Origin of the sequence: Maribacter huludaoensis (genome assembly GCF_029350945.1) — a bacterium.
Taxonomy (GTDB): Bacteria; Bacteroidota; Bacteroidia; order Flavobacteriales; family Flavobacteriaceae; genus Maribacter; species Maribacter huludaoensis.
Window position 1 is genome coordinate 151,492 of sequence record NZ_JARKMS010000002.1, and the last position, 25,877, is coordinate 177,368.

General features: G+C 32.0%; 20 protein-coding genes. 15 read left to right on the top strand and 5 right to left on the bottom strand.

All coding sequences use genetic code 11. The features are described 5' to 3' along the window. Positions 1-10 precede the first annotated feature (10 nt). The 3 genes from PXC01_RS05810 to PXC01_RS05820 all read right to left on the bottom strand — a co-directional run bounded on the left by PXC01_RS05810 (position 11) and on the right by PXC01_RS05820 (position 3,547). Positions 11-1,054: a DNA cytosine methyltransferase gene (locus tag PXC01_RS05810; protein ID WP_276471384.1), complete on the bottom strand. Its 1,044-nt coding sequence runs from the start codon at positions 1,052-1,054 to the stop codon at positions 11-13. A 161-nt stretch (positions 1,055-1,215) separates the two neighbouring features. Beyond that, positions 1,216-2,577: a phospholipase D-like domain-containing protein gene (locus PXC01_RS05815; RefSeq protein WP_276471385.1), complete on the bottom strand. Its 1,362-nt coding sequence runs from the start codon at positions 2,575-2,577 to the stop codon at positions 1,216-1,218. Positions 2,578-2,623: 46 nt separating this feature from the next. Continuing rightward, complete coding sequence (locus PXC01_RS05820) at positions 2,624-3,547, bottom strand: hypothetical protein (protein ID WP_276471386.1); 924 nt, start codon at positions 3,545-3,547, stop codon at positions 2,624-2,626. Between the two features lie 276 nt (positions 3,548-3,823). Between PXC01_RS05820 and dinB the strand changes: the two genes are divergently transcribed. The 3 genes from dinB to PXC01_RS05835 all read left to right on the top strand — a co-directional run bounded on the left by dinB (position 3,824) and on the right by PXC01_RS05835 (position 8,551). Further along, on the top strand, positions 3,824-5,038 hold the full coding sequence (dinB, locus tag PXC01_RS05825; RefSeq protein WP_276471387.1) for a DNA polymerase IV: 1,215 nt from the start codon (positions 3,824-3,826) through the stop codon (positions 5,036-5,038). Between the two features lie 253 nt (positions 5,039-5,291). Further along, the gene (locus PXC01_RS05830; protein ID WP_276471388.1) at positions 5,292-5,435 is read left to right on the top strand and encodes a hypothetical protein; all 144 of its coding nucleotides are present in this window, start codon (positions 5,292-5,294) and stop codon (positions 5,433-5,435) included. 86 nt (positions 5,436-5,521) lie between these two features. Beyond that, positions 5,522-8,551, top strand: a complete 3,030-nt coding sequence (locus tag PXC01_RS05835) for a DNA polymerase III subunit alpha (RefSeq protein ID WP_276471389.1) — start codon at positions 5,522-5,524, stop codon at positions 8,549-8,551. A gap of 148 nt (positions 8,552-8,699) precedes the next feature. Here the strand turns inward: PXC01_RS05835 and PXC01_RS05840 are convergent, their stop codons facing one another. Both PXC01_RS05840 and PXC01_RS05845 read right to left on the bottom strand, forming a co-directional pair. Next, the gene (locus PXC01_RS05840) at positions 8,700-8,837 is read right to left on the bottom strand and encodes a hypothetical protein (protein ID WP_276471390.1); all 138 of its coding nucleotides are present in this window, start codon (positions 8,835-8,837) and stop codon (positions 8,700-8,702) included. Between the two features lie 94 nt (positions 8,838-8,931). Beyond that, entirely contained in the window at positions 8,932-9,951 is a 1,020-nt protein-coding gene (locus tag PXC01_RS05845; protein ID WP_276471391.1) for an NAD-dependent epimerase/dehydratase family protein, read from the bottom strand. Between the two features lie 311 nt (positions 9,952-10,262). On the opposite strand from PXC01_RS05845, the gene PXC01_RS05850 reads away from it, so the two are divergent. From PXC01_RS05850 to PXC01_RS05905, 12 genes are all read left to right on the top strand, one after another. Next, the gene (locus PXC01_RS05850) at positions 10,263-10,769 is read left to right on the top strand and encodes a UpxY family transcription antiterminator (RefSeq protein ID WP_276471392.1); all 507 of its coding nucleotides are present in this window, start codon (positions 10,263-10,265) and stop codon (positions 10,767-10,769) included. A 594-nt stretch (positions 10,770-11,363) separates the two neighbouring features. Continuing rightward, positions 11,364-12,716 carry an exopolysaccharide biosynthesis polyprenyl glycosylphosphotransferase gene (locus tag PXC01_RS05855; protein WP_276471393.1) on the top strand — a complete coding sequence of 451 codons (1,353 nt, stop codon included), beginning with the start codon at positions 11,364-11,366 and terminating at the stop codon, positions 12,714-12,716. A 32-nt stretch (positions 12,717-12,748) separates the two neighbouring features. Continuing rightward, positions 12,749-13,564: a polysaccharide biosynthesis/export family protein gene (locus PXC01_RS05860; protein WP_276471394.1), complete on the top strand. Its 816-nt coding sequence runs from the start codon at positions 12,749-12,751 to the stop codon at positions 13,562-13,564. A 174-nt stretch (positions 13,565-13,738) separates the two neighbouring features. Then, positions 13,739-16,066, top strand: coding sequence for a GumC family protein (locus PXC01_RS05865; RefSeq protein WP_276471395.1), 2,328 nt, complete (start codon positions 13,739-13,741; stop codon positions 16,064-16,066). Between the two features lie 59 nt (positions 16,067-16,125). Beyond that, positions 16,126-17,373: an O-antigen ligase family protein gene (locus PXC01_RS05870; protein WP_276471396.1), complete on the top strand. Its 1,248-nt coding sequence runs from the start codon at positions 16,126-16,128 to the stop codon at positions 17,371-17,373. 161 nt (positions 17,374-17,534) lie between these two features. After that, positions 17,535-18,839: an MBOAT family O-acyltransferase gene (locus PXC01_RS05875; protein WP_276471397.1), complete on the top strand. Its 1,305-nt coding sequence runs from the start codon at positions 17,535-17,537 to the stop codon at positions 18,837-18,839. Between the two features lie 4 nt (positions 18,840-18,843). Further along, a complete protein-coding gene (locus PXC01_RS05880) occupies positions 18,844-19,770 on the top strand; it encodes a hypothetical protein (RefSeq protein WP_276471398.1) in 927 nt (308 codons plus the stop codon). Next, positions 19,757-20,938 carry a glycosyltransferase family 4 protein gene (locus tag PXC01_RS05885; protein WP_276471399.1) on the top strand — a complete coding sequence of 394 codons (1,182 nt, stop codon included), beginning with the start codon at positions 19,757-19,759 and terminating at the stop codon, positions 20,936-20,938. Before PXC01_RS05880 ends, PXC01_RS05885 begins: the two co-directional genes overlap by 14 nt. 45 nt (positions 20,939-20,983) lie before the next feature. Further along, positions 20,984-22,087 (top strand): glycosyltransferase family 4 protein, encoded by a 1,104-nt coding sequence (locus tag PXC01_RS05890; RefSeq protein ID WP_276471400.1) that lies wholly within the window; start codon positions 20,984-20,986, stop codon positions 22,085-22,087. Between the two features lie 27 nt (positions 22,088-22,114). After that, on the top strand, positions 22,115-23,560 hold the full coding sequence (locus PXC01_RS05895; protein WP_276471401.1) for an oligosaccharide flippase family protein: 1,446 nt from the start codon (positions 22,115-22,117) through the stop codon (positions 23,558-23,560). A 187-nt stretch (positions 23,561-23,747) separates the two neighbouring features. Further along, positions 23,748-24,719: an acyltransferase family protein gene (locus PXC01_RS05900; protein WP_276471402.1), complete on the top strand. Its 972-nt coding sequence runs from the start codon at positions 23,748-23,750 to the stop codon at positions 24,717-24,719. A 77-nt stretch (positions 24,720-24,796) separates the two neighbouring features. Continuing rightward, positions 24,797-25,795 carry a glycosyltransferase family 10 domain-containing protein gene (locus PXC01_RS05905; RefSeq protein ID WP_276471403.1) on the top strand — a complete coding sequence of 333 codons (999 nt, stop codon included), beginning with the start codon at positions 24,797-24,799 and terminating at the stop codon, positions 25,793-25,795. Positions 25,796-25,877 lie beyond the last annotated feature (82 nt).

Sequence of the window (25,877 nt, forward strand, 5' to 3'; positions counted from 1 at the left end):
CTTTTTTTGGTTACCCTAAAACACCTTTTACTTTCTTCTTTTTAATAGAATTGGGTATATGCTTATTGGCCTTTAATTGAGTCATTATGCTATTTGCTAGAAACTTTGCCAAATTAACAGGTACGGCATTACCGATCATTTTGTAGCCTGCGGCTACTTTTTTATAATGAAAAATAAAATCGTTTGGAAAAGTTTGTATCCTAGCGCACTCACGAACACTCAGCCTTCTGTAAAGATGCTCTTTACCAGGTACGAATACACGAACATCTTTATCAATTAACTTCATCTTTGGCGCTTGCGGGTGTATGGGTGCGTGTCTGCCACCTGCTTGTATGGTAAATGATTGCTCGTCCCAATCACGAACTCTGTTTCTAGACATGAACATGGTTGAAAAACCACCTATCATATATTCATGATTGGGAATAATACATTTATTTCCATTGGTATTGTTGAACTCCAAAGCAGGAATTGCTTTTTTATCTAAATCGCCTATGGCAGATTCAAGTGTTATTTTTGGAAAGGTCTCTTCAGGGAATTCATATTTGAAACCCAAATCCTTTCTTATACCTATAAAAAATACCCTTTTCCTGTCTTGAGGCACATTGTAGTCAGATGCATTGAGCATTTTGAAGGATAGGTCATAACCTGTGCCTGCATTTTTTAATAATTTTTTAATTCCATCAAGCGCCGTAGTGTGTTTGCCGATCAGCATACCGCTTACATTTTCTGCAAGAAAGAATTTGGGTTGTTTTGCTTCAAGTATTCTTATGAAATCATAGAATAACTGCCCTCTTTTATCTTGAATGCCCCGTGCGGCACCTGCGGCACTCCAACTTTGGCACGGTGGCCCGCCAATTATTCCATCACAATCGGGTACATCTTCTGCAGGTATATCAACAATACTTCTTTTATCAAATATGGTATGAGGGTGATTCTTCTGGTAGGTTTCCCAAATATCCTTATCATATTCATTTGCCCAAATAACATTGAAACCGGCTTGTTCAAAACCAAGGTCTAGTCCGCCTGCACCAGCAAAAAAGGATACTATATTCATTTTCTTACGCTAATCTTTTATTTAAAACTTCTTAAAATAAGTTATAGAAAAACACATAATAAGATGACAAAAATACATTTTAGAAATTCAAATTGCTTTTAATTCAAGCATCTATTTTACTCTATAAAAAAGATTTGGACAATTGTATGTTTGCCTTCAAATTATTGCCTAGAAGATATGTTCACAAAGTTCTTTGCTTGTATGGTTTCTTTCTTACGTTTAATATTTGCCACATTATTTTCAAAGGCCTTAACGGTAATTTGGTCTTTAATGACTAAATGCATACCAACTTCACAATGAATTCCGCTATAATTTAAATTTGGCATGTTTTTAAATTTAGTAATATTCACATTGTCCAAAAAAATAAATTGGGTGGGTGTAAAATTATATGAACAATAAATGAGTGTGTTGTCAATGATTATGAATTTGGAATGAATATTCTCATTGACAAAGTACTCTGCATTTTCTGTTTTAATGATCTGACTAAAAAAATGTTGAAAGTTACGGGTGTTTACGGGCGTTCTATATTTTGTTTCATGAAGTTGCTTTTCATCTTTAGAAAGTGGGGAAAAAGTTTGTGATAAACAGGTGACCTTTACGCCTTTGTTCGCCATAGTTATTATTTCGCCTAACATACCTTTACGGGTATCACTTTTGTTGATGGTTGAATGGTACTTTGCATTGACCCCGTAATTAAATGCAGCTAAATGTTGTGCGCAAACAATGATTCTTTTTTTTGCGGAAATAATATATTGTGAAATGGTCTTTTCTAGAAGATTAGCGGAATTGTCATAAAAAGGAGCGGTTATAAATATGGAATCTGAAAAATTAAATGCTAGTTTTTCATATGTATTACACGTTGTATCTAAAGAACTTTTGTAATTCTTAATGTTGATAGAGTTTCTTATTAAATTCTTGTAAAATGTTTTTATGTATTCTTCATAATTTGGTTCGTCTTCGACAATGATCATAGATTCATTTTTTACCAAATCTCTTACTGCCAAATTGCAAGAACTTAATAGTATTAGATATCCATTTTTCTTTTTAATATATGCAGATTTAATATGTAAAGAATAGGGTAGCGAGCCTCTTGAAAACTTTTTTACGCGTGCACTTCTAACGTATAAATGAGGAAAGATATATAGGTTAAAATTTTGGTGTAATGTTGATCTATACATCTCACCATAGATTATTCTTGCCAAATTATACTTCGTGTAACGTTTATTTAACTTTTTGCCCGTTACAATACTTTTTATAATTTTCGGCTTAGAATGGTCATAGCCTTCTAATGGAATAGTTATAACATTTACCGTAATGCCGGTTGCAGCCACTTCTTTTAAATAGTCGTGCAAATGTTGGTTATTATACAAATACCAAGAAATATTAATTTCTTCAATATCATTTTTTTGCTCCTCAATAGTTTCTTTAAATTTTTTAAGGAGTAAGGGTGAGCCGCCTTCTTCATAAAAATCGAACCGATTTTTATAATTTTCAGGTTCGTCAAAAAATGATTTAAAGGGCATTTATGCTTTAACTGATGGTTAGAATTTAAAAAGTAAGAATTGTTGCTTATTTTACACTGATCAATACTGCTTCGCAACTCTTTAGGTCTGAATTTAATACTATGTTCTCAGACTTTTTTCCGTCAGATATTTCTACGGATACGGTGTTTGGTGGCGAGTCTCCTAAATTATGTGCGTAAAGAAACATATCGTTAGATTTTTTAGGGTCTAGTTTAATTTTAAACTCCTTTTTCCAATAGGTTAGGTAGTACTTTTTAACTACTTGTACACCGTTAAGGTAAATAGAGACAATATCACCATCTTGCCTGCCGTGATCCCAGATTTTTATGACCACATCTTCAGAATTGAATTCAAATTCTTTGGTGTATGAAATTTTTCTTCCATCAAAACTGTCCCTTACTTCTGGTTTACTATCTGTTTTGTTTTCAGTTTTTGACTCAGGTTTGTTGTTGGTTTGGACTATAGCAGTTTCTTTAGGTGCAATTTGTTCTTTTATTTTTTTCTTTGTTTTAGATTTGGATCTAGATTTCTTTTTCTTCTTAGTTACGGTATTAACATTGGCTAGTTGTTGCTTTTTCTTTCTTTCATCAGATGCTGCATTGATAATTGAAAAGAATGGAGTAACCTTTTTGGCAATATTGTATTTGTCATCTGGGAACAATTCTATGGCAACTACTTGGTATCTATCTCCAGAGCCAATGTTTTTTGCCAATTCTATTCCGTCTTCAAAACCGTCGTTCTTAAACGAACCCAATTCTTGTACTACCATTTCATTTCGTACCAGAAAAAATCGAATAGACTTGCTAGTGTCAATTTTTACGGTATTCCACTGCAAAGTTATTTTATCTGGAATGTTCCAGACCGTGTTTTCATTGGGGGAAACGATATTTATTGTAGCGGTATCTTGCGCATTACTAATAGTGGATATTAGTAATAAGACAGCTAATAATATAAAATGAATTTTACGCATAAATAATGTCTTATCTCGTAACTATTCTTAAAAGATTTTCGGTTAAATACCTTAATAATCTACAAGATATATGATACTAAACGAAATTTTATACACTTTTAATATAACTATCTGTGCCTTTTAGTTCAGTTTGGTCATATTTATATTTTTTTCTAATTGTGGCTCAATATTTATATGTGACAATATGCTTCTATTTTTTAGTGTTAAAAAATGGAAATAATCCTAATAATTGGAAATAATCCATAATTTAGCTATCCCGAATTTTAAAGGATAGTTATGAGCAAAACCATTTTACATATTGATTTAGATACTTTTTATGTTTCCGTAGAACGGTTGAATAATCGTGAATTACAGCATAAACCATTATTAGTGGGTGGTACGGGAGACCGTGGTGTAGTTGCGGCATGTAGTTATGAGACCCGTGGTTTTGGCGTACATTCTGGTATGCCCATGAAAATGGCGCGAGAGCTGTGTCCTGATGCTGTTGTAATTCGTGGTAATGCAGGTGACTACAGTAAACACTCTGATGTGGTAACGGAAATCATAAAAGAGTACGTGCCCGTATTCGAAAAATCAAGTATTGATGAGTTCTATGCAGACCTCACCGGTATGGACCGTTTTTTTGGTTGCTACCAGTATGCGTCTGAAATGCGTAAAAAAATCATTAGGGAAACGGGACTCCCCATTTCTTTTGGACTATCAGTGAACAAAGTTGTTTCTAAAGTAGCCACTAATGAGGCGAAACCTAACAATCAATTAAAGATAGATGAGGGGTTGGAGAAACCTTTTTTGGCTCCGTTATCCATTAAAAAAATACCAATGGTGGGCGATAAGACTTACCAGACCTTACGCAATCTTGGATTACGACAAGTGCGCACGGTACAAGAAATGCCTATGGAGGTAATGCAACGTGTTTTAGGTACCAATGGCGAGGTTATATGGAAACGTGCCAATGGTATTGATAATACCCCTGTGATTCCGTTTTGTGAGCGAAAATCCATTTCTACAGAGCGTACTTTTAATAAAGATACTATTGATGTCAATAGACTTAGGGGAATTCTTATTGCCATGACCGAGAACCTGGCATATCAATTAAGGCGAGGCGATAAACTTACGGCGTGTATTTCGGTAAAGATCAGATATTCAGATTTTAATACCTATTCAAAGCAAATGCGAATTCCCTATACCAGTGGAGACCATATTTTAATACCTAAAATATTAGAGCTGTTCAAAAACTTATATAACCGTAGGTTATTAGTGAGGCTAATTGGTATACGTTTTAGTCATTTGGTATCTGGTAACTACCAAATTAACCTGTTTGATGACACGGAAGAAATCTTAAGTCTTTACAACGCTATGGATAATATTAGAAAACGTTACGGAGATAAAAGTGTTTTGCGGGCATCGGGCATGGGAGCAAAGACCATTGGTAGAATGCATAATCCTTTCAACGGACTGCCGCCAGTTGTTTTGGCACATCGGAAGATTTAGTTGTTGGTTCTTCGTTGTTGGTTCTTGGTAGGTATGCCTGGTCACGAAGAGTTAAGATTTGTTTGTTGAGGAGAGAAAAGAAGTTAGAATATAGAAAATAGAGAAGCGAGAAAGCGTAATGCGCACTGCGTTACACGCTATGAGCAAAAAAAACCAATAACCATCAACTAAAAAGAGGAGGCACAAAGAAGTGATCTGTTGAATTGGGGTAACAATGATAATCTCTAGTACTCATTTTCGGCAGATTGCTTCAGTGAAAACCTCGCAAATACGAAATCCGTTCACTGAGCGTAGCCGAAGTGAAATCTTGAGTGATAAAGTAGAAGTTATAAAAGAGAATATAGAGAAGAGAGAAAACGCAATGCGCTACACGCCTAACGCCACACGCGAAGCGTAAAAAAATAGCGTTTAGCGCGTAGCGTCAAGCGAACAGCGTACTGCGAAAAGATCGAACAACAGACAACCAACAACCATCAACCAAAAATGTACCTAAACTGTCACACATATTACAGCCTTCGTTACGGGACTTTCTCGGAAATTGAGCTTTTACAATTGGCAAAAAAGCATGGCATTACGCAATTGGTGTTGACCGATATTAATAACACCTCTGCTTGCTTGAATTTTGTGCGTAAAGCACCTGAATATGATGTGACGCCTATTTTAGGTATCGATTTTAGAAACGGAATAGAGCCTTGCTTTGTAGGTATTGCCAAGAATAATGAGGGATTTTTGGAGCTCAATGATTTTTTGTCGCATCACATTCATCAAGAAAAGGAAATCCCGGAAATAGCTCCACAGTTTAAAGAGGTGTTTGTTGTTTATCCCTTTGAGAAAGTCCTTCTGCACGAAAAAAAAGCCTTTGCGGAAAATGAGTTTATCGGGGTTTCCGTAAATGAGTTGAAACGACTGCGATTTTCTAAACTTTTAGAACAACGAGATAAAATTGTATTGCTGCAACCCGTAACGTTTAGGAACAAGCGAGACTTTAATGCACACAGATTATTACGCGCTATTGATAATAATACCTTGTTAAGTATGCTGCCCATTACCGAACAGGCGCGGGAAGATGAGCATATGTACGCCATACCCAATTTGGCGGCACATTTTTCTGAACATAGTTTTATTCTAGAAAATACCCAGCTGTTAATGGGTAGCTGTTCTATAAACTTTGATTTTTCCGAAGGTCGAAAAACGCAAAATTTAAATCTGTATTTAGGCAGTAAAGAAGAAGATGAGGCATTTTTGGAAAAGTTATGTCAAGAAGGTTTACCGTATAGATATCCAGAAATAAATCAGGCTGTTTTGGATCGTTTAGAAAAAGAGCTGTACCTCATTAAAGAAATGAATTTCGTTTCTTACTTTCTTATTAATTGGGATATTATCTCATATGCCCGTAAACAGAATTTTTTTTATGTTGGGCGGGGTAGTGGAGCCAATAGTATTGTAGCCTACCTGCTTTTTATTACCGATGTGGATCCTATGGAGCTCGACTTGTATTTTGAGCGATTCATTAACTTGTATCGTGTAAATCCGCCCGATTTTGATATTGATTTTTCACATAGGGATAGACCTGTTATGACGGAATATATTTTTAATCGTTTTGATCATGTGGCACTGTTGGGTACCTATGTTACTTTTCAATCTAGAGGAGTAATACGTGAGCTGGGTAAGGTTTTCGGTCTACCAAAAGATGAAATAGATTTACTGTGCGATGGTAATATACAGGCAAGTAGGTTAGATAATATTTCAACTTTGGTTTTGAAGTATACACAACTGCTACACGGTATGCCCAATTACTTGAGTATTCATGCAGGAGGTATCCTAATAACCGAGAAACCTATTCATTGGTTTTCGGCAACCAATATGCCCCCAAAAGGATTTCCTACTACGCAGTTTGATATGGTCATTGCCGAAGATGTCGGTATTTTTAAATTTGATATTCTAGCCCAACGCGGACTCTCTAAAATAAAGGAGACTTTGGATATTCTGGAACGCGACAGGCCTGAGGAATTTGCAAAATTCGATATTCATGATATCAAGGCATTCAAGAAGGACCCTAAAATTAATAATTTAGTAAAAACAGCGCAGTGCATGGGATGTTTTTATGTGGAATCACCTGCCATGCGTATGTTGTTGAAAAAGCTAGAAGTAGATACATACTTAGGTCTTGTAGCGGCAAGTTCCATTATTCGCCCAGGAGTATCTAAAAGCGGAATGATGCGCGAATACATTCTTAGGCATCGCAATAAAGGTAGGGCAGAAAAGATGGCGCATCCGGTCATGTTAGAGATTATGCCAGAGACGTACGGGGTTATGGTCTACCAAGAAGATGTGATAAAAGTAGCCCACCATTTTGCCGATTTGGATTTAGGTGAAGCCGATGTGTTACGCCGCGGAATGAGCGGTAAGTTCCGTTCTCGTGAGGAGTTCCAAAAAGTGCAGGATACCTTTATGGATAACTGCCGCAAAAAAGGATATGCCGAGAAGCTCATTCAGGAGGTGTGGAATCAAGTAGCAAGTTTTGCCGGCTACGCTTTTGCAAAAGGGCATTCTGCATCCTATGCTGTAGAAAGTTATCAAAGTTTATTCTTGAGGGCATACTATCCATTAGAATATATGGTAGCCGTACTCAATAATGGTGGCGGATTTTATAAACCCGAATTCTATGTGCACGAAGCACGTATGCTGGGCGCAACAATACATCCGCCTTGCGTAAATAAGAGTAATGCAAGCAATTGTATTTATGGTAAGGATCTGTATTTAGGTTTAGGATATCTGCGGGAGTTGGAACAACGGGTAATGGAGCGTATTTTAAAAGAACGCTTTGTAAAAGGATTGTTTGCATCCTTGGAAGATTTTCTGGATAGATTGATTATCTCTATAGAACAAGTAAGCATTTTAATACGGATCGATGCATTCAGGTTTACCGATACCAACAAACACGAACTCCTCTGGAAAGCACATTTGCTGTTGAACAAGACCAAGAAAATAGACCACCCTAAACTATTTGCGCCAAGGCATCAGCATTTTGAAATTCCGTCATTGTATAGTACAAATTTAGAAGTAGCTTTTACGCAATTGGAATTATTGGGATTTAGCTTGTGTAGTCCGTTTGAACTCCTGGAAAATGTGCCTTTGAATAGTTTGGGGAGTAAAGATTTAGAACGTTATCTGAACAGAAATATCGATATCTATGGGTATTTGATTACGGTAAAGCGTACCAGAACACATACAAAAAAAGCAATGTTCTTTGCTACACTATTAGACCAACAAGGGCAAGTTTTTGATACCGTATTGTTTCCGCCTGTAGCAGCAAAATATACATTTAGGGGAAGAGGTATTTATAGGTTCTACGGTAAAGTGGTCAGTGAATTTGGGTTCTTAAGTATTGAGGTTATTAAACTACAAAAACAAGATTTTATTCAAGACCCTAGATATGCAGATATGAAAACCAGCGTCAAGGTCTTTGACCAAAAGAAAACTGGAGAAGAGAATATAGAAGTTAGAGAATAGAGGAAGCGCCGTTCGCTTTTCGCAATGCGCCACGCGCTAACCGCAAATTAATCATAGACTTAAGCGTTTAGCGCGAGGCGACCGGCGTATGGCGCATAGCGCCCAGTGCAAAAACTATCAACCATCAACCGTCAACTAACAAGCATTCTTAAAAAGCCTCTAGTACATATCCTAAAATCCAAAAAAGTATCAAGAACACAAAAAAGGTTCCTATACATCCACATTTGCCACCACCTATTTTTTTTGCGCCGTACCAAGCACCAAAGAATTGTATCAATTTTTTCATGAGTGCAATTTACGAGTTTGTTTGGTTGGTATTGATTTGAAAATTAGCTTGAAAGATAATTTTGATATGATTAAAGATGTTTATCTTTTAAATTTTATAAACCATTATATTCTTTAAACCAGTTTATGAACATTGAAACTCCAGCCTTAATATCTACAGAACTTTTATAACCTAAAGCTTGTAATTTTTTTGTATCGGCCCAAGTTCTGGGTACGTCTCCTGGTTGCATTGGTAAAAAATCTTTTTCAGCGGTAATTTCTAAACTGGTTTCAACGGCTTTGATAAAGTCTAATAAATTTTGTGGTTGTCCATTACCGATATTTAAAATATGGTAAAATAAGTTATCTTCATTTACCACAGGTTTGTGGTTGATCAAAATTTCAATACCATCAATAATATCATCGATATAAGTAAAATCGCGACTCATATCCCCTTTATTAAAAATTTTAATAGGTTTTCCTTTAGTTATTGCATCTGCAAAAAGTATTGGCGCCATATCTGGCCTTCCCCATGGTCCATAAACAGTGAAAAAGCGTAAGCCTGTTGTAGGAAGATTATATAGATGACTATAGGTGTGAGCTAATAATTCATTACTTTTTTTTGTAGCAGCATATAAGGAAACGGGTTTATTTACATTATCATTTTCCGAGAATGGAACTTTTGAATTTGTTCCATAAACAGAGGAACTTGACGCATATAGAAAGTGCTCAATTTTATAATTTCGGCAGCATTCCAAAAGATTAACAAAGCCGACTAAATTAGATTGTACATATGCGTGTGGATTTTCTAATGAATATCGAACACCTGCCTGAGCTGCTAAATGAACTACTTGATTAAATTTTTCTTCTTCAAAAAGACGCTCTATTTTAATTAAGTCTGTAATATCCATTTTAGTAAATCGATAATTAGAGTATTTTAGACTTTTTGATAATTGTCCATTTTCCGGAATTAAATTCCGCTTAATTCCTGAATCTTCTAATCTGTCATATTTTAAATTTATATCGTAATAATCATTTATATTATCAAGACCAACTATCTCATGTCCAGATTTAATAAGTCTTTCAACTAAATGGTAACCAATAAATCCTGCAGCCCCGGTCACTAAAATTTTCATATGAACTCTACTTTGTAAAATTAAATTTGAATAAATAAAAGGTTTTAAAGATACTATATTCAATAAAGAACAAGTCTTTTACTATATGGAAATAGATAATCTGTGATTAAATAAAGTTTAAAGGTTAAATAAAATCTACTGAATTAAGTATTATTTCTTGAAATATAATTTTGTGACTTTGGCATACTTTTAGCTTATTACATCTTAGCAATATTTAACGATAAACTTCGTTATGTTTTCATCTTACATGCTTGGTTAATTAGATGTAATCAACTGTAAAACATTTAATGTAACTAACCAATTTCCATTTAATGCATCAAAGTAATGCAACCCATATTAATTCCTTGAAGTGGTTTGTTTTAGTCGTTAAGGCTAAACGAGAAAAGCAAGTCGCTGAGATTTTGGAGCGTCATAACTTTGAAATTTATTGTCCTGTAAAAAAAGAAGTTAGGCAATGGAGCGATCGCAAAAAAACTATTGAAGTTCCAGTTTTTGATAATTATGTATTTGTAAGGTTAAAAGAATCTGAAAGAGATACGGTCTTTATAACATCATATATTAAAAAATATATGTATTGGTTGGGTAAGCCAGCAGTTGTACGTGATGTAGAAATAGATGTTATAAAAGAATGGATGGCTAATGATTCTATTTGTACGGTTAAATCTTCACAATTGCAAAAAGGTAAGTTAATTACAATAGAAAAAGGTGCTTTTAAAAATAAAAAAGCTATCATACAACAAGTTCGCAGAAATGAACTTAAACTTGTTTTAAATGGTTTGGGTATTGTCTTATCTGCTAAAATTAGAGATGTGGCTTAATTTTTATTGTGCTATTTATTCTGGTCATCTTTTTAGCAATTATTGCTAGCCTAGAATATAGATATAAAGTTTAGACACTAAGTTACGGTCACCCCTTTTTTGTGTAATTTGACTTAATTACAATTGATATTTTTTTTATTACTTCCAAATTACTTTTATTTGCCCTACCATAACTATAAATTTACCATAACCGCAGTATTTGTAGGGTTTTTCGCCTAAATATTTATAAAAGTTATTGTAAATAGACTGAACACTAATCTAAATGAATTATCGCATTAACTCAATATTGCGAAATATTTTATGTGGATTTAACGGCGGAGCCGTTGAACAAACTCTAGAAATCGACAAGAAGAATTCCATTTTTTTAGTTCAGATTATCCTTTCTAATTGTCAAGTGCTTCATTTTATTAGTAGTGGTTTAAAAGTTTAAATTTAAGTTTGTACCACATAATTAATCTATTGGGATTATGCTATTATCAAGTAAATTAATTAATTCGTCGATAGTAGTTGTACCAACAAGTTTTTTCATCCAATTTTGTCTTGTTAACTTATTAAATTTTAGATAATCATTTTCCTTGTCGTCCATTTAAATAGATGAAATACAGTAATTCAGATTTTATAATTCCTATTTCCATATTCTTACATTTATGTATTATAAATGGTGTGTTGTATATTCTAACGCCTGAGACGTATTTAAATGTATTTAATATTGTGTATTATAATATTAGTTGGTTGTTTATTTCATTTATTTTAAACTATTATACAACTGAAAGGAAGGAATTATTTTTCACTAGGTTTCATAAAATAATACAAATTCTTTTTGTCTACTTTCTCTCTTATTTTGCCTTGTTTGCCATAAAGGATGAGAGTGTGCCATCTGTGCAGTATCAATATTTAGTTTATGCAATTTTATCTATTTGTCTAATATGGTATAGAGTATTGTTCTTTTGGATAAGGGGTAAATTTAGGGTTATAGGTCGTAATAGTGTCAAAGTTGTTGTATTAGGTAGGGATAGAAATTTAAAGAAAATTAGAAAAGTATTTGATAACCCAACATTTGGTTATCATTATATGGGTTATTTTTCTGATAAAAGATCAAAAAGCCCTACGTATCTAGGGCAAATAGAGGAGTCGTTCGGTTATATTTTAAATTATGATGTTGACATAATTTATTGTGTAGCTTCTAACTTTAGTGAAGAAGAGCTTAAAAACTTTGTAAATTTTGCTGATAATAATTTAATTCGATTTAAGGTTATCTTAAATGATATGGATGTTTTTAACAGGGCAATGTCTGTTGAAACCTACAATACTACCCCAGTGCTAAATTTACGGAATGTGCCTTTGGATACAGAGTATGCCCGTATCATTAAACGTGCTTTTGATATTGTATTTTCAGGATTGGTTATTTTACTGTTATTGTCTTGGTTAACTCCCATTCTGTATATATTGATTAAATTAGATTCTCCTGGAGATTTTTATTTTAAACAAAAAAGGCACGGTTATAAAAGACAAACTTTTTGGTGTTACAAATACCGTTCAATGACGGTCAATAAAGAGTCAGATTCGCAAATGGCAAAAAAAGGGGATATGAGGGTAACTCGTATTGGTAAATTTATACGTAAAACTAGTATAGATGAATTGCCTCAGTTTATTAACGTGTTTAAGGGAGATATGAGTATTGTTGGTCCAAGACCCCATATGGTGGTCCATACTACAGATTATGAAAAATCTGTAGATAAATACTTAGTGCGCCATTTTGTAAAACCAGGTATTACCGGCTTAGCGCAGATAATGGGTTACAGAGGTGAAATCATTAAACCATCGGATATTAAGAATCGTACGCGTTTAGACATTTTCTATGTAGAAAGATGGTCAATGGGGTTAGATTTACGCATATTGTTTTACACGGTATATAATATAATTAAAGGAGAAGAAAAGGCTTATTAGTACCTTTGCGGTACTTGTTTAATATACATTATATGAAAAAAATGCAAAGTAACCATTTAGATATTACAGATTTGTTATTCAGAAATGCTATCTTAATACTTTTATCAATATTTTTCGTTTCATGTGGAAGCATGAAAAAATCTACATATTTTTATGAATCTCCTGATTCAATCTACAATTCCTCAATTCATGAAAATGTAGAAGATACATTGCGAGAGAATGATTTGTTGAGTATATCGGTTAGTAGTGTTAATAAAGAGGCGGCAGAAATGTTTAACACTTCTAATCAAGTAGGTGCAAACTCCGGTATGGTCAGTGGGGTATTAAGTCAAGCTTCAGGATATTTAATAGATAAAAGAGGGTTTATTCGCTTTCCTGTTTTAGGAGAAATAGAGGTTCAGGGTAGAACAAAAGATGAGGTTCGAGATTATATTACTACTGCTTTAACTGAACAAAAATTATTGTTGAATCCAATTGTAGATGTGCGTATACTGAATTTTAGGGTGTCAGTTCTTGGTGAAGTCTTACGTCCTAATGTATTTACCGTGCCAAGTGAAAAAATATCGATTCTAGAAGCTTTAAGTTTAGCTGGTGATATTACTATTTATGGAAATAAAGAAAGAGTTTCACTGATTCGTGAAGTAGGAGAAAATAAAGTGCTTCAACATTTAGATCTTACGTCAAGTGATATTTTGAGTTCCCCATATTTTTATTTAAAATCAAATGATGTAATTTATGTAGAGCCAAGACCCTCTAAAGCAGCTGAGGCAAGTGTAGTGAGACCGTGGATACCGGTAGCATTAAGTGTAGTTTCTTTGGCAATAATATCCATAGTAAACTTCAGGTAGTGATATATGAAGCTTTATAGGTTAGTGTTCAATGTAGATTATTCCATTAGATAAGAATAACTATTTGTCTGAATAATTAATGTACCAATTTTTTTTAAAATTGTAAGTTATGTTTAAAGTTAGAAATAATCACAATGCTTTGTATCTGGCTGTTAAATAAATTTTATATATAAAATGATTAATCAAAAGCAACAAAACCTTTTTCATATTATTTTACAGAAGTTTTTGCCTTTTTGGCCATTATTTTTAGTCTTAAGTTTATTGGGTTTAATTTTAGCAAAAGCTTATATATTGAAAACGGTGCCTTATTATGAAAGTACTGCAGCTTTGATTGTAAATGATGAAAAAAAGGGAGTTGATCAATCACAATTGATGGAATCTTTTAATGTTTTTGAGGCTAAGAAGATTGTTGAAAATGAAATAGAAGTGATAAAGTCTAGAGATGTTATAGAAGACGTTGTCATCAATTTAGGTTTATATTCCAAAATATATTCTTCCAGCTTTTTTAGTGAACACGAATATTATGAAAATTCTCCTGTTAAAATAGTATTACAAGAGCCTTTAAGAACCATTTCAAAGGTAGATATCGAAAACCCAGAATTTACGGTTGACTACGAAAAAGGTTTGGTGGTTATGAATGGCGAGAGTGTACCTTTTAATACTTGGGTAAGTAATCCTTATGGTGGCAGTGCACTAAAATTTCTTCCAAATGGTTTTAAAAAGTATAATAAGGATAAAACTTTTAATTTTAATATAGTTTCATCTAGAGTTTTGGTTGACCAGATACTTAATAATCTATATGTTGGTGCGACAAGTAAATTAGCAACGGTTGTTAGAATATATTATTATGATCCTATTCCCGATAGAGGTAATGAAATAGTGAATCAGATAATAGAGTCTTATAAGAGAGCTACTGTAACTTCACAAAATTCTCTTGCTTCCAATACGTTGAATTTTATTGATGAGCGAATGGGAGAGGTAGGTAAGGATCTTAGAAGCGTTGAAAAGGACCTTGAAAAATATAGATCTAAAGAAGGTGTTATTAATTTAGGGGAGCAAGGTAATTTGTATTTAAGAAATGTTGGTGATTACGATCGTAGAATTGGTGAAATAGATCTTCAACTTTCGGTGTTAAATAAGGTAGAGAAATATGTTATCTCTAAAAATAATAATTCCGGTATTGTACCATCTACCTTAGGAGTGGATGACCCTATTTTAAGTCAACTTTTACAAAAACTATATGATGCTGAAATTGAATACGGTGAATTGAGTAAAACCACCGCAGAAAACAACCCATTATTAACAGTTGTCAAAAATAAAATTGAGAATATAAGACCTAGTATACTTGAAAATGTCCGAAGTCAGAAATCGAATCTACTGGCAAGTAAAAGTAGTTTGTCCACCAATAGTGGTAAATACAACGAAGCCCTAAATATTCTTCCTGAACAGGAAAGAATATTTCTGGAAATTAATAGACGTAAGAAAAGTATTGAAGATTTATACGACTTTTTGGTTCAAAAAAGAGAAGAAACAGCATTGTCTTTTGCCCCAACTATGGGTAATGTAAGAGTGATTGAAAAAGCGCAAGCTTCGTTAAAACCTGTTTCTCCAAAAAAATCTCTAATTTATTTAATTGGTTTATTGTTGCCACTTGGTTTAGGCTTGATTTGGGTTGCAGGAAAAGAGCTTTTAAGTACTAAAATCTTATTTCGATCAGATTTGGAAACCGAAGCATTTATTCCAGTATTAGGTGAACTTGCATATGTAGATAAACCTAAAGAGGAATTATTAGTATATCAACATGAAGATTTGTTTATAGTTGACCAATTTAGACGTCTTTTGACCGATTTGGATTTGTTTGATGGTGGCGAAATGATTAAAACAGTTATGATAACTTCTAGTATCGCAGGTGAGGGTAAGAGTTATATTAGCTCTAATTTGGCCGTAACAATGGCTCTATCTGGCAAGAAAACGGCTTTAATTGATATGGATTTAAGAATGTCCGGTGTCACCAAACTATTTCATTTAGAGAACGAAGTAGGTGTTAGTGAGGTGTTGTTAGAAGGTGTTCAGTTAAATTTTGGAGTACAGAAGTTAGAAAATTTAACCGTTTTTCCTGCGGGTGCTAAAAATTTAAACTCATCTAATCTTATAACTAGTGAGAATTGGAAAGAACTTATTTCAAAAATTAAAAATGAATTTGATGCTATAATTATTGATACCTCTCCAACAACGTTAGTTTCAGATGCACCTATGTTAGCAAAGTATGTAGATAAAACGGTAATAGTTACACGACACGATTATACGCCAAAATTTATATTGCAACATATAGATGAATTGTTTTTAAGAAAAAAAATTAATAATAGTGTAATTATATTCAATGGTGTAAAAAGTAGGGGTATTATTAAAAAAGGTTATGGTTATGGTTATGGTTATGAAGAGCCACGAGAAGAAAATAGTTTAAGAAGAATCTTAAAGAAGATGTTAAAGCCCCTTAGGTAATAATGTTACAATATGTAATAGCATTTATTGTCATTATTGTATTCTTGTGTGTTTTTTTTATGAAACCCACAGTTGAAGTTTACATTAAATATACCTTATGGACCTTGCCTTTTACAGACGCTAAAATTTTACCATTAGAATTTGGATTTGTCAAAGTATTTGATGTTTTAGCATTAATAGCGGTAATTTTTTTATTCAAAAATTTTTTAACCTTTAAAAATGGTAAAACTAATATGGGGTATCTTGTATTGGTTCTTTTATTTGTAGTTACTACTATAGTAGGAAAAATTTTTTCTAAATTTCCAGCTAATAATATTCATACATTATACCCGTTATTTTCTGTTTTTATTTTTACCCGTTTCTTTATCCATCTATTGTATGAGGATTTTCAAAGAAGATTCGAACTTTTCAAAATATTGAAGATTGTATTTTTGTTTTTAATAGGTATAATGTGTTTACAGTTTTTTTTAGGGCCTTCATTATCGTATTACACTGCTGTTCATAGCAATGCTAGTGGAGAATCTTTTGGTACAACCCGTTTTCCAGGTTTGTTTGTAGATTCACAGACAAATGGACAGTTTTTAGCAATGGCAAGCTTCTTTTTTCTCATAATACAGACCGTTAAAGATAAAATAGAAATGAAAAAGTCATTTTTGTTTTTTGCTCTGGCCGCTATTTGTGTAGTATTAGCAGGTAGCCGTTCAGCTTTAGGAGGTTTCTTAATAGGTTTTACGCTGTATTTTCTTTTTACAGATTTTAAAACAAAAGTAATAATTGGTTTTGTGGGTATGTTGGCTATAGGAACTTTATTAATTGCTCAACCAAATGCGGCTATTTTTGGAAGAACGGAAAATGTAGGGGAAGATTTTTCCTTTCGTGAAGCTATTTGGATTGAGACAATTGAAATTATTGAAGAATATCCAAGCTTAGGTATTGGCATGGGTAATTTTAAGAAGTATATAATGATATATAATCAGGATATGAATATCGTTCTTGAACCAGGTGTGGATTACTATTACTTTAACCAACCAGAGAATGGTTATCTTAAAATTATAGTAGAACATGGTGTTCTGGCGTCAATTGTTTTAATTCTCTTAATATTGATACCTTTTATTAAGAGTTTATATGGGTTGTTAAAGTTGAGTATAAATAAAGAAGTAGTATACGTTCTTAGTTCATTGGTTTCTTTTTTAATAGCATTCAATACAGTGTATTCATTAGTGGACTATCGTATTACTTGTCTCCTAGGTATATTAGTCTCAATGGCAATATTATATACAAATAGCGCAAAACCAAAATTTCTTTAAAATTCTGTATATGATTTCCTTTAATATTAAATTCAGTTTCGTCAATGCTGTTTAATTCGTTCGAATTCTTATTGTTTTTCCCTTTAGTTTGTATTGTGTATTATATTATACCTATAAAATTACGTTGGGCATTTTTATTACTTAGTAGTTATTATTTTTATATGAACTGGCAACCCATTTATGCGGTTCTCATATTCACTTCTACACTTGTTACATATTTATGTGCTTTAAAAATTGATGCTACACAAATAAAACGAAGGAAAAAGACGTATTTAACTTTGAGTCTTTTTATCAACTTGAGTATTCTATTCTTGTTTAAATATTACAATTTTTTTAATAGCTCAATTTTTGGTCTCTTAAATGATTTGGGGATTCGAATGAGCTTGCCAAATTTTGATTTATTATTACCCGTTGGTATTTCATTCTACACTTTTCAAGCAGTTGGTTATACTATAGATGTATATCGAGGAGATATTAAAAGTGAAAAACATTTTGGTATCTATGCCCTTTTTGTATCATTTTTCCCTCAATTAGTTGCGGGGCCAATTGAAAGAGCGGTTAATTTATTACCACAATTCAAAGAAACAAAGATATTTAATTATGAACAGGCATCTGATGGTATTAGGCTTATGATTTGGGGTTTTTTTATGAAAATAGTTGTCGCTGATCGTTTGGCAATTTATGTAAATTCAGTTTATGGGGTGCCAGAATATCATAGCTCTATAACATTATTGATTGGAACTGTTTTTTTTGCATTTCAAATATATTGTGATTTTGCAGGCTATAGTAATATAGCCATAGGTTGTGCCAAAATATTGGGTTTTGATTTGATGACAAATTTTAAAAGACCATATTTTGCCCAATCATGTGCTGAATTTTGGTCCCGATGGCATATATCCTTATCTACTTGGTTTAAAGACTATTTGTATATTCCCTTAGGCGGTAATCGTGTTGGTGCAGTTAAAAACTATCGTAACTTACTCATAACTTTTTTGGTTAGTGGTTTGTGGCACGGTGCCAATTGGACCTATGTTATTTGGGGTGGTTTAAATGGTTTTTATCAAATTATATTTAAAATATTGGACGTTTCACCTAAAAGTAGAAAAATCGGAGTACCGTTCAAATTTAATTATTTAGTTAATCTCACAATAACATTTGTTCTAATTTGCTTTTCATGGATATTTTTTAGGGCTAACAGCTTATATGATGCAATTACAATTATAGAACGAATAATTACTGTCAGTGGGTCGTTATTCATAGGTGATAAAAGCTCTTTTGCTTATAGCATATTTGCTATTTCTTTATTATTAATTAAGGATGCAGTCGATGAATTTTATCCAGATAAAAAAATGTTTTTTACTAGTGAATACCGTTCTGTACGTTATTTGTCTTATACCTTTATTATTAGCACAATATTGCTGTTAGGTGTTTTTGATGGAGGTCAATTTATATATTTTCAGTTTTAATTATATGAAAAAGTTTGTTATTCATGGTATACTAGGATTATTGTTAGTCTTTTTTTTCGATTTAGGGATTGGTAGGGTTCTTGAATACTATTATTTTAAACAGGAATCTGGATTTCAGCATAGAACAACAATAAGTATGGATGAAACCAATGCTGATATACTTGTGTTTGGGTCATCTCGAGCCAATCATCATTATAATCCGGATGTTTTTATAAATAGCTTGAATAAGACTTTTTATAATACAGGTCGTGATGGTAATTTTATTTTTTATCAGACGGCAGTTCTTAAATCTATTTTGCGGCGATACAAACCAAAATTAATTCTATATGATTTTTCGGGGAAATTTAGTTATGTTCAGGAGGATTATGATAGATTGTCTTCATTATTGCCATACTATCGAAAACATCGGGAAATTAGAGATATTGTAAATTTAAGAAGTTCTTTTGAGCCACTCAAAAACCTATCAAGTATTTACCCCTATAATTCTACCTTGGCTAATATTGTAATTGGTAATAGTAATTTAGGAAAAAAAGGCAAAAAGGGTTATGTGTCATTGATGGGAGAATGGAACGAGCCATTGAATGAGCACAAATCAATTGACAAATATGAGGTCGATGAAAACAAGTTGGCTATATTTAATGAGTTTTTAGATTTGTGTAAGCGAAACGATATACCCTTACTGGTCTTTGTTTCTCCTGTTTTTTACACTTATGATAAAGATTATTCAATTACTCTTTGCAAACAAATTTGTAATGAAAAAAATATACCTTTTTACGACTTTACTAAAGATGAACGTTTTTTAAAATCACCTCAACTTTTTGATGATAAAGAACATCTAAATGATAGCGGTGCTAAACTGTACTCAAAAATCACTTTAAATATTATCAGGCAACAATTAAATATGTCAAATTTAATTAATGAAGAATTCTAAAAAAAAAATTATTTATTCTACTCAGGTCTATTTTTTAGACGCAGCTGTAGAATATGTTAAATTGTTGGCAGATAAGGGTTATGAAGTTCATTTATTAATAGAACTATCTCCTAATCAATTAAATGCTAATATTTTAAATATAGACGCAAACCTAAATGATTATAATTCAATTACTTCGTTTAAAGAAGTCGTTGATAAATGGAGTTTAAAATTTTTAGAATCTTTTTTTGTAAAATGTAAATCTGTAAACTTCATAATTTACTCATCTAAAAACATATTTAAAACTTTTCAAGTAACTAATCAAATCAATAAATTTTACAATGAAGTTAGGCCGGATTATATACATCTTGATGAGTTTTCGGTAAGGCAGTTATTTTTATTGCCAAGATTAATTCAACGACGAAAAAAAATAATTCTCAATATTCACGATCCTAAAGCTCATTCTGGTGAGTTTCATTTCTTAAGATTTCTTTATAGAAAATTATTATTTCGAATGATCAGTTCCTATGTAGTTTTTTCTGAATTTAGTAAATTGGATTTAGCTTCTCAACTTAAGGGAAATAAGAGGATTGTTGTTTTAAAACTTATGCCATATACAGTATTCAGGACATTTTTACCAAAGAAAGGTCTTTTGAATAACGGTGAACAGAAGTATATTAGTTTTATAGGACGAATCTCGCCATATAAAGGAATTGAAATGTTTAGTAAGGCTATCAAAGAATTAAGTCTTCTTCACTCTAACCTAAATTTTTATATCGGTGGTAAAACAATTCCCGGCTATAACCCTAGCTTTTTATATGAAGATACTAAGAATTTAACAGTGAAAAATAAATTTTTAAGTAATCAAGAAATTTCGGAAATAGTCTGTAAATCTCAATTAATCATTTGTCCTTATAAAGATGCTACTCAAAGTGGCGTAATCATGACTGCTTTTGCATTAGGTTGTCCTGTATTGGTTACTAATACCGGTGGTTTGCCAGAGTATGTGATAAACAATAAGACAGGCGTTGTTTGTAAAGAGAATACATCCCAAGGGCTAACAAAAGCAATAGAAGAGTTTTTGAAACTTAACAAGAAAAATTCTTTTACTGAAAATGTTCAAAGTAATGAGTACCAGCTAAATTTTGAAAGATGGAATATTAAGAAACTTAAGGATATATATAGATAAATAATGGCAGTCTTGATTAATTTGATGAATCACGTAAAAGAATAAATGATTAAAAAAATATTAGTAGGTATCCCGCCTAAAAACCATATTAATTTGGCAATGGATGAAGTTAATGGCTTAATTGATTTGGGCTATGAATGTCATACTATTACCTATACCCGTAATAATTCTAAATTAAGTAAGTTAAATAAACTTTTAGGGGTGTTTTCTAATGCCTATGCATTAGTTAAAAAACTTTACAAAGTAAAGCCAGAATTATTGTATTTAAATTCGCGATTTGAGCCCGTTGGTACTACCCGCGATTTTATTACTATAGTATTGATTAGAACATTGTATTGGCGTAAACTACATATAGCTATAAAGACCCATGGGTCTAATATCTCAATTTTAACTAAGCAGTCTTTTTTCTTCGAATCAATTGTAATTCCTTATTTATCTAGGCAAGTTACTATTTGGTTTTTTCTATCAAATGAAGAAAAGGATAGTATTGCAAAGTTAGCACCTAAATTTGCGAAAAAAGCTTATGTCACAGGCAATATTATTGATCCAAATAGATCAATAAAATCAGAGGCATTTATGGAGAATTACGGGTTGAATGATAATCGGTTTAAATTCTTTTTTGCCGGTCGTATGATTGCTGAAAAAGGAATCTTTAGTATCATAAGGGCGATTCCCGATTTTAAATATAAAGATAATTGTGTTTTTATTTTCGCCGGTAACGGAGATGATTACGAGGAATTTAAAGCAGAAATTAAAAAGCTAGAAATTGAAAAATACGTATATCTTACGGGTTTTTTACCAGAAGAGGAATGTGACCATTTTTACGCCAATACAGATGCGCTAGTTTTTCCAACTTATTTTGATGAAGGTTTTCCTATGGCACTTTTTAAATCTGTAGCTAGTGGCTTACCTGTAATAACTACTCAAACAAGAGCGGCTTTGGATCATCTAAAAGAGCCAGACCATTGTCTCTGGGTAAATGGTAAAGAGCCTGCTAGCGTAGCAAAAGCATTAAATCAACTTTATGAAAATGATGCGTTAAGAAAAAAAATGGCTGAAAACAATCATTCTTTGGGATTAAATTTTACAAAGAGTAAACTTACGGAACAAATGCACTTGGATTTCTTAAATGCAATTGCAAAGAACTAATAAAGTTCACCTAAAATCATATATAACATGTCAAGTATAATAAGCTCGCTTCAAGATAAAGTGAAATCAAAAGTTCTTAAAAATAGCTTTTGGGGTCTAGCGGGTAGTTTATTTCAGAATGTATTTTTAAGCCTGTTTTACGTATTGATTGCAAGGCATTATTCGGTAGACGATTTTGCTAAATATGTTATAGCCAATAGTCTTTACCAAATGGTGGTGGCTTTTTCTTCAATGGGTTTGGGGCACTGGTTTATTAGAGAGGTAGTCAACCATGAAGATAAGAACAAACTTGCTGCTAAGTTCCTTAAAATGCAAGCCTATTTTGGCATTTTCTTTTTTGTCATAAATTTGTTGTTTGCTTTTTTTCTATATTCAGATGATACCGTGCGTATACTTTCACTTTTATTTGCGGCTAATATTATTTTTGATAATATTATATACTCCATAAAAAATGTGAATATTGCACAGTTCTCACAGAAGAAAACGGTTTTAGTACTGTCTATTGAAGCAATATCCAAATTTTTAATTGCGTGTTTACTTTTTATTTATGACTTTAATATTGTTTATTTAGCCATATTTCTTGTGATTACAAGGTTTGTTACTTTAAATCTATTCTTGCGTATTGGTGCTGCGGAAGGCTTTGATTTAAAAGGTTTTTGGAAAGAAAAAATACCTTTTAGTTTTGTAAAAAATATTCTAATAAAATATTGGCCCTTTGCTATTATAGGTAGTGCTTATGTAGTATACTGGAAAATTGACACATTAATAATTTCCAAGTTGCTTCCTTTAGAAGATGTAGCCCATTATGAAAATTCATTCAAAATATTTTCTTTAGCTCAGCTGGTACCTGTAGTATTGAGTAGTACAATGTTACCTAAGTTGGTAGAACTCTATCAACGACAAGATAAAAAAGAATTAAAGAAGGCTTATCAAAATATTTTTAAAATATTGATGTTTTACGGTATTGGTGCTTTTACATTTACATATTCATTTGCAGATGAACTAATACCTTGGATCTTTGGTGATAAATATGCATTATCTGCACAGTATACTAAAGAAATGTTCTTTACTATATTGGTTTTTCCAACATCACTTTTACAGGCAAATATGTTAATTGCTATGAAACTTGAAAAGTTAGATATGTGGTTTAATATTAATAGCGTACTGATAAACTCTGCAATTTGTTTGATAGGGTTATATTTTATCCGATCATTATCTGTAGTAAACTATGCTATTTTTGCCTCCTTTATTGTATTTCATCTCTCACAGGATATAGTGCTTTTTAAAAAGAATATTGTTAGTTCAAGACATGTGCTAGGCTATATTTTTGTTAGTTTAATTTTGGTGTTACTGTATATCTTTTTACAAATATCGATTGAAGATTTTATTCTTTTCCCTACTTTTTGGACTATTATTGGAGCTGTGGTGTTATTATTTATACGTGTAATAAAGAGTCAACAAAATTTGGAATGAAAACACAAAGCATAACATATAGTCTAATTAGTAATTCAGAACTGATATTTCATATTCTATGAAGACGGTGCACAAAATGAGGTAACGATTGCTACAGAAGCCTTCAATTTGTTTTGTAAATGATTTTATATATTTAAAAAATGGAGATTTTAGATTACAGTGATGAAATTTCGTAGATGGATTTAATATGAAAAAGAGAAATTATGGTATAGATTTTTTAAAATTTATTGCTGCAGTAATGATTACCAATAGTCATTATGCACCATTATACGAAGACCATAATGTTAGCTTTGCAACATTTGGTGTTCAGGGTAATGCATTGTTTTTTTTTGTATCAGGTTTATTCTTGACAAATATTCAAAAGAAGGATGGAAATTATGTCAGATTTGATTTTTGGGTAAGGAAGAAATTTATCCGTTTATGGCCAAGTCTAATTGTTGTAGCTGTTTTTTCTAATCTTTTATTCTCTAAAGAAATTGGATGGTACGATTTTATTTTAGCAGGTGATTTTTGGTTTGTAAGATGTTTTATAGTTAGCTTTTCTATAATTTATTTCTTAATTAAATATTTAGATAAATACTTGATACAAATGCTGTTTTTCTCTATTTTTCTTACTTCTCTTTATATTTATTTATCACCAAAAACAGGCAAAAGTATATTTCATGAATTTCATTATATCATCTATTTTAGTTCTATGCTTTTAGGTTCTTATATTGGGAGGAGTAGAAAAAATATTACAGGTACAAACCTACTAATTGATTTAATTTTTTGCGTAATTTCTTTTATTCTTTATTTCATAGTAATGTACTTTGGAAAGGGCAAAGTTGATAATTGGTATTATATACAATTACTTGCAGTTTTTCCATTATTATCTTTCTTATATTATTCATATAAAATTGTAAATTATCAATGGTGTAATACACTTGCTAATTATAAGATTTGGTTTTTCGTTTCAATCATTTCAGCATTAACTTATGAGATTTATCTTGTTCAATTTATTGTTATAACAGATGTTTTTAATTATTGGTATCCTTTCAATACAATAATTGTTTTCACTTTAATACTTTCAGCAGCTTATGTCTTACGTATAGCAACAAATTTCTTTTTACAGTTGTTTTCCAATAAGAATTGGAGTGTTGAACAAACTTTTTATTTGTAAATATTCTTAAATAAATAAGGTTAGTAATATTTCGCTCCGCAAGTAGCGTAATGTTTAAGCATAAATTATATAAATATATGTATAGAGTAAAACTTTCTATAGCCAAAGACAATGTGGGTGTTCAGCGTCAGACACCTTCTGGTCTAGCTAAATGGGGAAATTATGAATTTTATATCAACCAAGAAGTTGAAAGTCCTGATTTTTGGGTATTTTATAGTAAAGGTGAAAAAAAAACAGAAACCTGTATAATTGCACCTGAAAATACACTTTTTGTAACGGGTGAACCGGAAGCTATTTATCACTATGCAAACAGTTTTGTGAATCAATTTGGTAAAATTGTGGTATGTCAAAAAACATTGAAACATAACAATCAAATACACTTTCAGCCTGGCTTAGCATGGCATATAGGGAAGATACAGGACCATAATGGTAAAGTCAGGTTTTCTAAAAATTATGATAATTTTAAATATGATACGCCACCGGTAAAATCCAAATTAATTTCCGTAATAACTAGTAATAAGGCTTTTACTAAAGGGCATCAAGAAAGGATAGATTTTGTATTAAAGCTAAAGGAACATTTTGGAGATAAAATTGACTTATTTGGTAGGGGCTTTAATGATTTTGATGATAAGTGGGATGTTATAGCCCCTTATAAATATCATGTAGTTATTGAAAATTCGGCATATCCGGATTATTGGTCAGAAAAATTAGCGGATAGTTATTTAGGCAACGCTTACCCTATATACTATGGTTGTACCAATCTAGAAAAATATTTTCATGAAGATGCGTATTCTAAAATTGATATTAATGATTTTGAAAGCTCCGTAAAAATTATTGAAAAAATTCTTGAAGAGGAATATTATGAGCAAAGAATATCTCAGGTTAAAGAGGCAAAAAACTTAGTGTTAGACGAGTATAATTTGTTTGCATTACTTGCATCACAATTTGATACTATGAATCCAAATGCTACAAAAAAACAAGTGACAATTAAGCATGATACGGCTTTCATCGATTTTGTTAAAGTAAAGATTATTATCTATCGTATTATTAATACCTTAAGAATGAAATTTAAATAGTGGCAACATTTAGTAAAAAAGAGCGGGTTATTGCGGCAATTTTATCTGCAACACCAGGTTTAAAAGCCTTTTTAAAGGGTGT